Source organism: Acidimicrobiales bacterium (assembly GCA_035316325.1).
Lineage (GTDB): Bacteria > Actinomycetota > Acidimicrobiia > Acidimicrobiales > VFJN01 > DASXTK01.
Genome location: DATHJB010000212.1, coordinates 1 through 12,584, shown reverse-complemented (window position 1 = coordinate 12,584; position 12,584 = coordinate 1). Strand labels below are relative to the sequence as shown.

The 12,584-nt window shown below is 73.6% G+C and carries 12 protein-coding genes; 6 read left to right on the top strand and 6 right to left on the bottom strand.

From position 1 onward, the window contains the following. Positions 1-35 precede the first annotated feature (35 nt). Entirely contained in the window at positions 36-2,120 is a 2,085-nt protein-coding gene (locus VK611_27400) for a hypothetical protein (GenBank protein ID HMG45089.1), read from the bottom strand. Positions 2,121-2,181: 61 nt separating this feature from the next. Here VK611_27400 and VK611_27395 point away from each other — a divergent pair, with 61 nt between their 5' ends. The 3 genes from VK611_27395 to VK611_27385 all read left to right on the top strand — a co-directional run bounded on the left by VK611_27395 (position 2,182) and on the right by VK611_27385 (position 4,202). Further along, positions 2,182-2,634, top strand: a complete 453-nt coding sequence (locus tag VK611_27395; protein ID HMG45088.1) for a DUF3291 domain-containing protein — start codon at positions 2,182-2,184, stop codon at positions 2,632-2,634. A 174-nt stretch (positions 2,635-2,808) separates the two neighbouring features. Continuing rightward, positions 2,809-4,014, top strand: coding sequence for a serine hydrolase domain-containing protein (locus tag VK611_27390; protein HMG45087.1), 1,206 nt, complete (start codon positions 2,809-2,811; stop codon positions 4,012-4,014). A 2-nt stretch (positions 4,015-4,016) separates the two neighbouring features. Continuing rightward, complete coding sequence (locus VK611_27385) at positions 4,017-4,202, top strand: DUF1508 domain-containing protein (protein HMG45086.1); 186 nt, start codon at positions 4,017-4,019, stop codon at positions 4,200-4,202. A gap of 11 nt (positions 4,203-4,213) precedes the next feature. Here the strand turns inward: VK611_27385 and VK611_27380 are convergent, their stop codons facing one another. Then, a complete protein-coding gene (locus tag VK611_27380; protein ID HMG45085.1) occupies positions 4,214-4,519 on the bottom strand; it encodes a GNAT family N-acetyltransferase in 306 nt (101 codons plus the stop codon). 58 nt (positions 4,520-4,577) lie between these two features. On the opposite strand from VK611_27380, the gene VK611_27375 reads away from it, so the two are divergent. After that, positions 4,578-5,477 carry a GNAT family N-acetyltransferase gene (locus VK611_27375; GenBank protein HMG45084.1) on the top strand — a complete coding sequence of 300 codons (900 nt, stop codon included), beginning with the start codon at positions 4,578-4,580 and terminating at the stop codon, positions 5,475-5,477. Positions 5,478-5,558: 81 nt separating this feature from the next. Continuing rightward, positions 5,559-7,190, top strand: coding sequence for a N,N-dimethylformamidase beta subunit family domain-containing protein (locus VK611_27370; GenBank protein HMG45083.1), 1,632 nt, complete (start codon positions 5,559-5,561; stop codon positions 7,188-7,190). A gap of 8 nt (positions 7,191-7,198) precedes the next feature. Here VK611_27370 and VK611_27365 read toward each other — a convergent pair whose 3' ends face one another. The 3 genes from VK611_27365 to VK611_27355 all read right to left on the bottom strand — a co-directional run bounded on the left by VK611_27365 (position 7,199) and on the right by VK611_27355 (position 10,547). Then, a complete protein-coding gene (locus VK611_27365) occupies positions 7,199-8,476 on the bottom strand; it encodes a condensation domain-containing protein (protein ID HMG45082.1) in 1,278 nt (425 codons plus the stop codon). A 29-nt stretch (positions 8,477-8,505) separates the two neighbouring features. Further along, on the bottom strand, positions 8,506-9,789 hold the full coding sequence (locus VK611_27360) for a hypothetical protein (GenBank protein HMG45081.1): 1,284 nt from the start codon (positions 9,787-9,789) through the stop codon (positions 8,506-8,508). Positions 9,790-9,893: 104 nt separating this feature from the next. Continuing rightward, a complete protein-coding gene (locus tag VK611_27355) occupies positions 9,894-10,547 on the bottom strand; it encodes a chaplin family protein (protein ID HMG45080.1) in 654 nt (217 codons plus the stop codon). A 100-nt stretch (positions 10,548-10,647) separates the two neighbouring features. Here VK611_27355 and VK611_27350 point away from each other — a divergent pair, with 100 nt between their 5' ends. Then, positions 10,648-11,841: a hypothetical protein gene (locus VK611_27350; protein ID HMG45079.1), complete on the top strand. Its 1,194-nt coding sequence runs from the start codon at positions 10,648-10,650 to the stop codon at positions 11,839-11,841. A gap of 34 nt (positions 11,842-11,875) precedes the next feature. Here the strand turns inward: VK611_27350 and VK611_27345 are convergent, their stop codons facing one another. Then, positions 11,876-12,352: a hypothetical protein gene (locus tag VK611_27345; GenBank protein HMG45078.1), complete on the bottom strand. Its 477-nt coding sequence runs from the start codon at positions 12,350-12,352 to the stop codon at positions 11,876-11,878. Positions 12,353-12,584: the final 232 nt, after the last annotated feature.

Sequence of the window (12,584 nt, the reverse complement as noted above, 5' to 3'; positions counted from 1 at the left end):
ATAGCAACCACTTCTGTCGTGGATTCGATGGGGAACTAGGGCAGCAGCTCGTCCGGGGCCCAGGCGAGCAGCTCCTCGCGGTCGAGGAGGAAGATCCGCAGGCGCCAGTCCACGGCGTTGTCGCTCGGCTCCGGCAGCGACCGCAGCATCCGTCGGATCAGGTCGGGGTCGAAGTCCGGCTGCTCCAGCGGCGTCTCCAGCAGGAGCTCCAGGTTGCGGCGGTCGCCCAGCGCGACCTCGGCGCCGTCGCCGGTGAACCCCGTCAGGTGCTCGCGCACCATGATCCGGCCGGCCTCGGACGCCTGGCCCTCGATCAGCTGCTCCGCCGCCGGCCCGAGCACGACCTCGTCGGTGGCCTCGGCCTCGGCGAGCAGTCCCTCCCAGGCCTCCTCGTCGACGGGCGTCCGGCCGTCGATGTCGACCAGCAGCTCACCGGGCACCCCGTCGACCACGGCCTGGTCGACCTTGAACGCCTTGTCGACCACCAGCACCAGACCGGCTTGGACGTCCGAGGCGTGCGCCAGGTGCGGCCAGTCGACGAACGACACCGAGGCCCACGGGTGCCGGACGTCGAGCCCCCGGTCGTACAGATCGAGGGCCAGCGCCTCCCGCAGCCCGACGTACGTGCCTTCGCCCCGGGACAGCACCGCCACCGGCCCGTCGAGGCGGTCCTGCGACTCCATCACGCCGTCGTCCAGGTCGTCGAGGACGCTCCGGGTGACCGGTGAGTAGGCCGCCAGCAGGGTGTTCGAGCGACGCTCCAGGCTGGGGTTGACGACTGCGGGCAACGCCACGGCCAGTAGGCCGAGGCCCGGCAACACGGCGGCCCGCAGGTCACCCAGCCGGGGCCGGCGGGGCAGCCACGACGCGGTGGCGACGTCGCCGACCAGCAGCACCAGCGCGGTCGTGACGAAGAACGCCAGGACGAAGGCCCAGTGGTAGAAGGGCAGCCGGTACTGCTCGATCCCCACCGGCACCGACGAGCCGTTGACGAGCCCGCCCAGCGCCGCGGCCACGGCCATCGCCACCAGCATCGCCCGGCGACGGTCGCCGGCCCGCCGCCACCGCACCGCAGCCGCCAGCAGCGCGGCCACCACGGCACCGGCCGACAACCAGGTGAGCAACGACGGCGAACCGAAGAACCAGGTGCCGTCGAGCTGGGTCCGACCCAGCAGCGGTGGCAGGCCGAGGGTGTGCAGGACGTGGCGGGACGCGTCGTCGAGCCCCAGCTTGGGGCGGCTGGAGCTGGCGGCGAACCGCCGCAGCCCCGACAGGTTCCCGTCGGTGCCGAACAGCTCCTGCACGATCACCGGCGACCAGACCAGCAGCGCCACGCCCGCCGCGACCAGCGCCGGGCGCACCAGCCGGCGCCACCGCGGCAGCTCCAGCACCAGGAACCCCGCCACGCCGGCGCCGGTCATCAACGCCAGGGCCGGCAGCACGGCGAGGTGCTGCTGCGCGGTGAACGACACGAACAGCGCGGTGAGCGGCAGGAGCCGCAGGTCGCCGCACAGGAGGCACCAGAGCAGCACGGCCGAGCACAGCAGCGGGTAGCCCGAGATGCTGGAGCTGACCGGGTTCGCCAGCGACGAGGCACCGGTGGTGAAGGTGGTGGTGCCGAGCACCACGGCGGCGATCGCCCCGGCGGCCGGCCCGAGCTGGCGGAACATCGCCCAGGCCGCCACCAGCACCGATCCCCCGGTGATCAGCGTCGACACCAGCAGCATCCCGGTGGCCGGCCCGAGCAGGCGCATGAACGGCGCCAGCAGGTAGAAGTGCGACGGCCCGAGGTGGTGCACCAGGTGGCCGTCGACGTAGTCGGCCGACGTCGACGGCTGGCCGACGAGCGGGGTGCGTCCCGTCCCCACGTCGAGGGCCCGCAGGCCCATGAAGGCGGGGTCGCCGGCCGGCACCCAGTCGGGCAGGTAGCGGGCGAACGCCAGCGTCGGGGCGAGGAGCAGCGCGGCGGTGAACGCGGCCGCGATCCAGCGCCCTCGCCGGTCGAGGTCGCTCCAGCGGTGGACGGTCGGCCCCTCGGCCGCGGCCGCCCGTTCGGTTGTCCCGGTCTCCGGCGCCCCATCGTCGTCCCGGAGCTCGTCGTCGGCGAGCACCGCTCCCATAAGCAACCCCCAGTCGCAGCCGACGACGTTAGCGCCACGCCACGCCCCCTAACCTGGCCGAGTGTCGACGCACCATGTCGCCCAGGTGAACATCGGCCGCCTGCGGGCACCCGAGGGGTCACCGCTCGTGGCCGACTTCTTCGCCGCCCTCGACCCGGTCAACGCCCTGGCGGACGCCGCGCCCGGCTTCGTGTGGCGGCTGCAGACCGAGTCCGGCAACGCCACCGACATCCGCCCGTACGACGACGACCTGATGATCGTGAACCTCAGCGTGTGGGAGTCGATCGAGGCGTTGCGGACGTTCGCCTACCGGTCCGACCACCGCGCCTACCTGCGACGCCGGCGCGAGTGGTTCGAGGCGCTGAGCGACGCCTACCTGGCGCTGTGGTGGGTGCCGGTCGGCACCGAGCCCACCCCGTTCGACGCGGTCGACCGCATCGCCCTGCTCCGGGAGCACGGCCCGACCGCCGAGGCCTTCACGTTCCGGGACGCCTTCCCACCGCCGGGCACCTGACCTGAACACTGTCTCTGACAAGTATCCAGAGCGGCCGAGGCACGGTCCGCCTTGTCTCGATCCCCGACGTGCTGTGCTGCCGGAGGCCTCGCAGTTGAGCTGGTCCTCGGCCGCCAAGTACCGGACCCGTGGGCTGCAGGAGCACGCCACCCGCTCGGCCTCTAACGTGCGGGAATGACCGTTATCCCTGCCGATCTCACGGTCGCCGACCCGGCCTCGCTGGGCATCGACACCGCCAAGCTCGACGAGCTGCGCGCCCGGGTGCGCCGGGAGGTCGACGACGGGTTGCTGCCGTCGTGCCAGTGGGCGCTGGCGCGCCACGGCCGGCTGGTGGCGTTCGAGACGTTCGGGCCGCGCACGAACGACACCCGCTACGGCATCTTCTCGGCCACCAAGGCGTTGGTCGCCAGCACCGTGTGGCAGCTGATCGCCGAGGGGTCGATCGACGTGAGCCGGCGGGTGGCCGACCTCATCCCGGAGTTCGCCACCAACGGGAAGGACGGCATCACGATCGAGCAGGTGATGCTCCACACCTCCGGCTTCCCGCTGGCGCCGCTCGGGCCGCCCGCCTGGGACACCAGCGCCGGCCGCCGGGAGGCGTTCGGCCGCTGGCGACTCAACTGGGAGCCGGGCACGGCCTACGAGTACCACGCCACCTCGGCGCACTGGGTGCTCGCCGAGCTGATCGAGACCGTCACCGGCCAGGACTTCCGCGACGTCGTCCACGCCCGGGTCACCGAGCCGCTGGGGCTGCCCCGCATCCTCGGCCTCGCCCTCGACGACCAGGACGGCATCGCCGACCTCGAGCTGTGCGGCGAGCACGCCTCGGCCGAGGAGCTGAAGGCGGCGTTCGGGATCGAGGAGCTGCCGGTCGGCGAGGTCACCGACCAGGTGCTGCTCCAGCTCAACCGGCCCGAGGCCCGGGTGGTCGGCCTCCCCGGCGGGGGCGGCGTCACCACCGCAGCCGTGGTGGCGCTCTTCTACCAGGGCCTGCTCCACAACCAGGCAGGCCTGTGGGACCCCGAGGTGCTGGCCGACGCCACCGGCACCGTCCGCAACGACTTCCCCGACCCGCTCACCCACACGCCCGCCAACCGGGCGCTCGGCGTGATCGTCGCCGGCGACGACGGTCGGGCGCCCTTCCGGGGCTTCGGCCACACCCAGTCGCCTCGCACGTTCGGCCACAACGGTGCCGGCGGCCAGATCGCCTGGGCCGACCCGGACAGCGGCCTGTCGTTCTGCTACCTCACCAACGGCAACGACCTGCACGAACTGCGGCAACCACGGCGGGGCATCGGAATCTCGAGCCGCGCCGCTGTCTGCGTTCGACCCGGTGCGCTAACTTCCGGCGTCGGACCTGACGACGACCACGGGGAGTAGACATGGCGGGTAAGGGCGAGATCTACAAGCGCAACGACGGCAAGTGGGCCTTCCGGGTGAAGGCGTCGAACGGCGAGGTCGTGGCCACCGACGGCGGCCAGGGCTACAACGCCAAGGGCGACGCCGAGTCGACGCTGGCGAAGCTGCTCAGCGGCACCTACGACGGGCCGATCACCGTCCTCGACTGAGTTCGGCCGGACTAGTCCCGCAGGCGCACGTCGAGGTCGGCGTCCACCAGGTCGCCGTACTCGGCGTGCTCCCTCACGAAGCGGTCGACGAAGGGGCACAGCGCCACCAGCGTGCCCCCGCGGCCGCGCACTTCGTCGAGCGAGCTCCGCACCAGGATGCTGCCGAGCCCGCGCCCACCGAAGGCGGGGAACACCTCGGTGTGGGTGAACACCCGGGTGCCCTTCATGTCGCGGTAGGCCGCGAAGCCGGCCAGCTCACCGTCGACGGTGAGCTCGTAGCGGGATCTGTCCTTGCTGTCGGTCACCTCGGTGGTCACGGCGGGGAACCTACCGGCCTGTTGGCGTTCTCGCAGCGAACGATGTGAGGCTGGGCCCATGGCGGCCCGGTCGATGCGTAGCCCCTCGTTGCGACCGTTCGACCCCCATCGCGACCGGGCCGCGGTCGCCCGGCTGTGGGCGTCCGCGCTGGGCGACGACTGGCCCGTGCTGCCCGACGCGGTCGACCGGCTGGGGGCTGGCCACGTGCTGCTGGTGAACCGATCGCTGGTCGGGATGATCGCCGTCGACCCCCGTGGTTCCATCACCTTCCTGGCGGTGGAACCCGCCGAGCAGCGCCGGGGCCACGGCACCCGGCTCGTCGGGCGGGCCCTCGACGACTTCCGCCGGGACGGCCTCGCCGCGGTGCGGGTGGGCAGCGGCGGCGACCACTACGTCTGGCCGGGCGTGCCGACGTCGTGCACCGCGGCGCTGGCGTTCTTCGAGCGGCTGGGCTGGGCGGAGGACGACCGCACCACCGACCTGGTGCAGGACCTCCGAGCCTCCGACGTGGTCGAGCGGATGGAGGGCTACCCGCCGCCCGACGGCGTCGACGTGGCGCCGGCCGGGCCCCGCCTGATGGCCGACGTGATCGCCTTCGAGGACACCCACTTCCCCCAGTGGTCGCGCTACTTCCGGGAGCCCCACGACGGGGTGCTCATCGCCCGCGACCGTCACGGGTCGATCCTGGGGTCGCTGCTGCTCGACGGCCCGGGCCGCACCGCCTCGCCGTACTGGCCGCTGCTGGGCGACCGCTGCGGTGCCATCGGCTGCGTCGGCGTGATGCCCGAGCAGGAGGGTCGCGGCATCGGCACGGCGATGGTGGCGGCGGCCACCCGGCTGCTGGTCGACCGCGGCGTCCACCGGTGCCTGATCGACTGGGTCGTGCGGGTCGACTTCTACGGTCGCCTCGGCTACCGACCCTGGCGCACCTACTCGATGCGCTCGCGCGGCATCTGACGCGCTCCGTGGCCGAACGACCACATCGGGTTGGCTAGCGTGGCCGGCTGATCCAGACGAGGCGGGCAGCCAGGAGCCCCTGTGTCGCCCGCCCACCTCCGCCCGCGGCGCCCCACCACCGACCTCACCGTCACCGTCCTCGCCGTCGGTCTCGTGCTGCTGGCCGCCCTGGGGGCGTGGCGGCTGACCGACCAGGACGACACCTCGTCGGCCGGAGGCCCGGCGCCGCTCCGGGACCTGGCCGCCGGGCCCGCGCCCGTCGCCGCTGCCGCGCCGGACGAGGAGGACGCCGAGGACGAGACGAGCCGGGGCGCCGCCCGCATCCGGGAGGAGAACGCCCGGCCCGGCAACCCCGAGTGGCCCATCGACGACGGCGACGAGCGGCCCCGCGGCGCCGAGGGCTTCACCGACCGGGTCAGCGGCCAGCAGGGCGACACCGTGCGGCTCTACGTCGACACCCGCGCCCCGAGCTTCCTCGTCACCGCCTACCGCCTGGGCCACTACGGCGGGGCCGGCGCCCGGCAGGTGTGGCAGTCTCCCCCGATCCCCGGCCGTGACCAGCCCGACTGCGAGGTCGTGGCCGCCAGCAAGATGGTCGACTGCAGCAACTGGGCGCCGTCGCTGAGCGTCGCGGTGGGCGACGACTGGCTCGGCGGCCAGTACCTGTTCAAGCTCGTCCCGACCACCGGGTCGGCGTCGTTCGTGCCCTTCGTGGTGCGCGACGACCGCAGCCGGAGCGACGTGCTGGTGATCAGCGACGTCACCACCCTGCAGGCCTACAACCGCTGGGGCGGCCACAGCCTCTACGGGGGCGACGGCGGGCGCTCGACCGTGGTGAGCTTCGACCGGCCCATGGACACCGGTTGGGCCATGTCGGGCATCCTCGGCGACAGCTACAACGTGGGGGTGATGGTCGAGTCGCTGGGGCTCGACGTGAGCTACACCACCAACGTCGACCAGCACGCCCGGCCCGAGCTGATGCGCGACCACAAGGTGATCGTCTCCGGCGTCCACGACGAGTACTACTCGCTGGAGATGCGCGACGGGCTGGAGGCGGCCCGCGACGCGGGCGTCAACATCGTGTTCCTCGGCGCCAACGCCGTGTACCGGCGCATCCGGCTGGAGCCGTCGCTGATCGGCCCCTACCGCCACCAGGTGAACTACCGCTCGGCCGACGCCGACCCGCTGAACGGCGTCGACCCCGACCGGGTGACCACCAGCTGGCGGGAGGGGCCCGCCGCCCGGCCGGAGAGCTCCCTCACCGGCACCTACTACGAGTGCAACGAGGGTGGGATGCGGGCCGACATGGTGATCGTCGACGCCGCGGCGTGGATGTTCGAGGGCACCAACGTGACCTCCGGCCAGCACTGGCCCGACGTGGTGCGGGAGGAGTACGACCGGGTGACGCCCTCGGCCCCGACGCCGCCGGGCATCCAGGTGCTCGCCCACTCGCCGCTCACGTGCCGGGGCGAGGCCAGCCACTCCGACATGGCGTACTACACGGCACCCGGCGGGGCCGGGGTGCTCAACACCGGCACGCTGGGCTTCGAGCCCCGGCTCGGCCCGCTGTGCGCGCCCGCGGACCTGACCCCGGCCCGCTGGGAGTGCCAGCTCCGCCAGATGGTCGCCAACGTCGTCACCGACTTCGCGACCGGCCCCGCCGGCGACCGCCACCCGTCGCAGCCGAACCTGGCGGAACTGGGGATCAGGTGATCGGCTGATCAGCCGAGCAGGCGGCGCACCTCGGCGGCGAAGGTAGCGAGGAGGGCGTCGGCCGCTGGCTGGTCGAAGTCGGTGCCGTCGTAGGCGAGGCGGGCGACGAGGCCGCCCTGGGGGTCGTGGTGCACGCCGAGGTGGGCCCCGTAGGCCAGCGACTGCGTGTTCCTCCCCTCGTTCGCCGCCACCCGGCCCACGGCGTCGCCGAAGCGGAACGCCGAGGTGATCGCCTCGCACGGCAGGTAGAGGAACACCCGGAACCACGACGGCTCGACGCCGAGCACGCCCGGCACGAGGGCCGGGGCGAGCGTCGCCAGGTCCTGCACCGTGACCTGCGCCCGCGAGTAGGCGGCGGCGACCACGTCGCGCACCCGGGTCACCAGCGCCGGCGACGGCTCGCCGTCGACCACGCCGATCCGCAGCAGGGTCGCGTAGAGGAAGGGCCCGGGCAGGTTGCGGATCGCCGGGTGGTCCCGCTGCTCGAACGCCGACATGACCGGTAGGTCGCGGGCGTCGGTGGTCGACGCAAGGGTGCGGGCGTAGGCCGCCAGCAGCGCCGCGAACGTCGTGCCCTGGGACCGCTCGGCCCAGGCGGCCAGCGCCGCGAGCTCCTCGGCGTCGAGCAGCGGCCGGCTCAGCTGCCGGCCCGACGGCGGGCGACCGGGCTCGAACGGTAGCGCCCGGCGGTAGGTCGGCGGCACCAGGCCGTCCAGCGCCGTGGCCCAGCCCCGATGGTCGTGGTCGGCCCGTTCCGCCAGCCGCTTGCGCTGCCAGACGGCGTAGGCGCCGTGCTGCAGCGGGACGGGCGGTGGCCCCTCGCCCCGCCGCCGGGCCGTGTAGACGGCGGCCAGATCGCGCATCGCCAGCGCCGCCGACGACTGGTCGGCGACCGCGTGGTGCAGGGTGAGCCCGACGAGGTGCTCGGCGTCGTCCACCCGCACCACTCCCCCGCGCACCAGCGGCGGCTCGTCCACGGGGATCGGCCAGCTCGGCCCCCCGGCGACCGGGCGCTCGTCGCCCGCCACCAGGCGCTCGAGCCGGGCCTCACCCGTCGGGAGCACCTCCTGCCACACCTCGTCGCCGTCCGCCACGAGGCGGGTGCGCAGCAGCTCGTGCCGGTCGACCAGCTCGGCGTAGGCGCGGTCGAGCACGTCGACGTCGAGCGGGCCCCGCACGCGCACGGTGACGCTCGTGGTCTCCGTCGGGTGGGTCATCACCCCGGGCATGAGGCCGTCCAGCTGCACCAACGACCGCTGGAAGACCGAGGCGGGCCAGCGCTCCATGGCGCCCCAAGCTGCCACAGGCGGCGACGTCAGGCGGCGCGGACACCGCCGACCTGGGCAAGCCCGAGGTCGGCGAGGCAGCCGTCGAGCAGATGCTCGAGCCCGGCGGCGTGAGCGTCGGAGCTGGCGACCACGGCGTACACGAACCGGCCGCGAGGCGGGCGCACCGTGCTGGCGGTCAGCGGCAGGATCCCCGGGGTGCCCTGGCGGACCAGGCAGTCGGCCCGCTCCAGGGCGTCGGCGAGGCGGGAGTGGTCGTGGTCGTCGGGCACCTCCACCTCGCGCACGGCGATGGCCGCCCGCAGGCCGTCGACCTGCACGCGGCGGTCGAGGTCGAGGCACAGGCGGCCCATCGAGAGCCGGGCGTTGATCTCCAGCAGCGGCACCAGCCGGCCGTCCTCGAGGACGAGCGCGTCGACACAGACCGGACCGTGGTAGCCCGCCGCCGCCAGCCGCTCGCCGACCGCGCCCATCGTCTCGCGGTGCCCGTGGCCGGCCAGGTGCCGGACCAGCGCCGCGGGTGCGGGTCGGGAGCCGCTGTAGCCGAAGCGGGTGCCGGCCCGGGCCTCCACGTGACCGCGCCAGGTCATCGTGCCGTCCGGGGCGAGGTCGAAGTGGGCCGACACGTCGGCCTGCTTCGGCAGCCACGGCTGGACGAGCAGCTCGACCCGTCGACCGTCGGCCTCCTGCCGGGCCACGGCGCGGGCGATCGCGCTCAGCACCCGCGGCGACGCCACCGGTACGCAGCCCCGCCCGGACACGCCGAACGGGTCCTTGACCACCACGGTCCCCGACCCGAGAGCGGTCACCGCGGCCTGCAGCTCGGCCGCCGAGCGGGCCACCACGCCGGCCCCGGCGAGCCCCAGCTCGGTGACCAGCCCGTTCGACCAGGTCTTGGAGTTGACCGTGCGCACGGCGGCGGCGGCGGGCGGCGGTCCCAGGGGCGAGCCGAGGCGCCGGGCCAGCTCGATGGTCTCCGGCAGCCAGGCGTAGGGCTCCACCTGGCGGGGCAGGAGCGCCAGCTGCGAATCGTGGGCCAGCAGGCGGGCCTCGACCGTCTGCCCCGAGCAGCACGGCGAGGTGTGCCCGGACACGAAGCCGGCAGCGGCCAGCGTGCCCCGGAACCGCTGGGGCAGGCGCTCGTTGGTGACCAGAACGTCGTCGGGTGAGCACAGCACGGCGAGCGCCTCGTCCATGGCCCGCACCACGTCGGCGGCGTGCGGATCGACGATGCCGGGCAGGTCGACGAGGTCGTCAGGTCGCCAGACCTGCTCTGCGTCGAACGTTCCCAGCCGTAGCACTCCCGCGTGCATCCCGACCCCCTCTGTCAGCACGCGCAGCGTATCGGCGTTCCTGGCTAACTGTCCAGGAACTTGTACGTTCGTTCAATTTGGACCGCGCGTGCCGCCCGCGCTGGTCAGTCGATCCGGGCCATCCGGCGGCGCGACACCCACACGAACAGCGCACCGGCGCCGACGAGCCCGGCACCGATCGGCAGCTGGTGCCCCAGGTCGCCACCGGTGACCGGGAGGTGCCGCACGCTGGGAGGGGCGGTGCTCGGCGGCACCGAGCTGCTCGGCGTCGACGTGGAGGAGCTGGTGGTGGACGACGAGGTGGTCGTCGATGTGGACGTCGACGTGGTGGTGCAGTAGCAGGTGGTCGGGGGGACGCAGCACGTGGTCGGCGGGACGCAGCAGGTGGTCGGCGCGCAGTTCGGCTGGCACGTTGTGGCCCCCGGGCCACCGAGGCTGATGGGGATGTCGGCGTCGAGGGTCAACGCGTTGCCCGACACCACGCCGTCGCCCTGCGCCCCGGAACCGGCGGCGTCGCTGCCGATGGAGATGGGCAGCGTGGTGCAGCCGTTGACGCCGGTGCCGAACAGGGCGCTGAGCAGCCCGCAGATCGTGACGGGCACGTCGAGGTCGACGTTCACCACGTTCCCCGCGAGCACGCCGTCACTCGACGACCCGGACGGAGCGTCCTGGGCCTGGGCAGGAGCTACGCCGACGACCAGCAGCAGCCCTGCCGCAAGAAGCGCTGTCCTTGCCAGCTTCTCGACCAAGATGTGCACTCTGACTCCTAGCTAAGGATGAGTCGTACCGGACCACCCAGAGCGGGCACCTTAGTACCGAGAGTGGTAGCGAGGGTGCATCCCCGGGTACTGCATCCGGGTGTTCCTGGCCCGACCAGCAGTTGCCCGCCCCGCCTGCCTGGTCGTCGCGCTCGTGGGCCAGGCGCTGCTCCCCTCGGCGAGCGTCGCGACGACCCCGCCCGTGGCCTCGGCCCCGATCCCCCGCAGCGTGTGGCTCTACGAGCCCGACCCGGCCGCGCTGCCGGCGGTCAACTCCCGGCTCGACGAGGTGCTCGACCTGGTCAACCCGGTCAATGGGCTGCGGATGGCCGACACGGAGATCCGCATCCACGTCATCCCCGAGGACTGGCGGCTGACCGACCTGCCGCCCTGGTCGAACCTGAGGGGCGCCCGGCTCCCCGACCCGAACCCCTTCGACGGCTACACCGAGACCCGCACCTACGACACCCTCCGCGGCCTCGGCCCGCCGTCCTGCATCGACGGGCCGCTCGAGATCGCCCTCGGCGAGGAGCTGCTGGTCCCGAGCCCCCAGGGCGGCAGCGACGTGGGCAAGATCCTGGTGCACGAGGTGGGCCACGGCATCGAGTGCAGCCTCACGCCGACCCAGTCCCAGATGCTCGACAGCGCTTACGATGCGGCCGGTGCGCGGTTCCCCACCGGCATGGTGGGCGACAACCCGACCTACTCGGCCTCGACCCGGCGGGAGTACTTCGCCGAGGGCGTGACCTCGTGGTTCGAGGCCGCTCGCGGGCCGACCTACCGGCGGGCCTGGCTGCGGGAGAACGACCGGGCGCTGTACGACCTGATGGCGGAGGTCTTCGCCGTGCCGCCCCCGCCGCCGCGGTGCGACACCCGCCGGGCCACGCTGGTGATGCGACCCGGCGCGGGCCCGCTCACCGGCACGCCGGGCAACGACGTGATCATGGGCACCCCCGGCGACGACGTGATCAACGGGGGCGGGGGTGACGACCTGATCTGCGGCGAGGATGGGAACGACGCCATCCGCGGCGGCTACGGCGCCGACCGGCTCTACGGCGGGCCGGGCGACGACACCCTCGACGGCGGGGCCGCCGACGACGTGCTGTCGGGCGACGCCGGCGAGGACTCGCTCACCGACATGTCGGGCGGGAACCGCCTGCTCGGAGGGGCCGGAAGGGACCGCTGCGAGGCCGAGGCGACGGCCGAGATCACCAGCTGCAACGAGCCCGAGCCCCCTCCGCCGACCACCACGACCACCCGCCCACCCGAAACTTCGACAGAGATGGCGACATAGCGACCATCTCTGTCGAAGTTTCGTGGTCGGGGGGTCAGGCGAACGGCAGCGCCGGGGGCACGGCGGGAGGGACGAGCTCGAGGCTGTCGAACTGGATGGCCGGGTTGGGGGCCGAGAAGCGGACGGTCCACATGCCCGGCGAGGGGAACGACACGGTGCCGGCGTAGCGGCCGTCGGCGTCCCAGGGGGTCAGGACGACCGGAGGCAGCGGGCCCTGGGGGCCGAGGATCGACGCGGTCAGGGCCGTGGTGGCCGGGTCGGCCGGGTGGCCGTCGCCGCTCCAGGTGAGGCGGACCACGAAGTGGACGTCGGTCGGACCGGTGGGATGGCGGCCCTCCACGACGAGGACGCCGGAGCCCTCGTGGGCCTCCGAGCCGACGGCGTCGGCACTGGTCGCGGTGGTGTCGGCGGCATCGGGGCGGGGTGCGGCGAGCGCAGCGCCGCCGGTGAGGGCGAGCACCTCGGAGAGGAGCAGGGCGACGATCGCGCCGCGGGCGAGACGTGACGACATGGGGAGATCTCCTGGGTGGGTCGGGGGCGAAAAATGCGGCGTCCCGGGCAGCCGAAGCCACCCGGGACGCCGCGGGACTGCTACCTCGTCAGACGCAGGGCGGCATCGGAGGGGGGCAGGGAGCCGGCGGGCACGGCGGTGCCGGGGGTGCCGGAGGGCACGGCGGCATCGGCGGGACCGGCGGAACCGGAGGCACCGGCGGGATCGGCGGGATCACGACCGGGGGGACCGG

Coding starts and splice junctions, on each gene's coding strand:
- VK611_27360 (HMG45081.1), bottom strand. CDS start 9,789: ATGCACGCGGGAGTGCTACGGCTGGGAACGTTCGACGCAGAGCAGGTC.
- VK611_27365 (HMG45082.1), bottom strand. CDS start 8,476: ATGGAGCGCTGGCCCGCCTCGGTCTTCCAGCGGTCGTTGGTGCAGCTG.
- VK611_27400 (HMG45089.1), bottom strand. CDS start 2,120: ATGGGAGCGGTGCTCGCCGACGACGAGCTCCGGGACGACGATGGGGCG.
- VK611_27345 (HMG45078.1), bottom strand. CDS start 12,352: ATGTCGTCACGTCTCGCCCGCGGCGCGATCGTCGCCCTGCTCCTCTCC.
- VK611_27375 (HMG45084.1), top strand. CDS start 4,578: ATGGCGGCCCGGTCGATGCGTAGCCCCTCGTTGCGACCGTTCGACCCC.
- VK611_27390 (HMG45087.1), top strand. CDS start 2,809: ATGACCGTTATCCCTGCCGATCTCACGGTCGCCGACCCGGCCTCGCTG.
- VK611_27385 (HMG45086.1), top strand. CDS start 4,017: ATGGCGGGTAAGGGCGAGATCTACAAGCGCAACGACGGCAAGTGGGCC.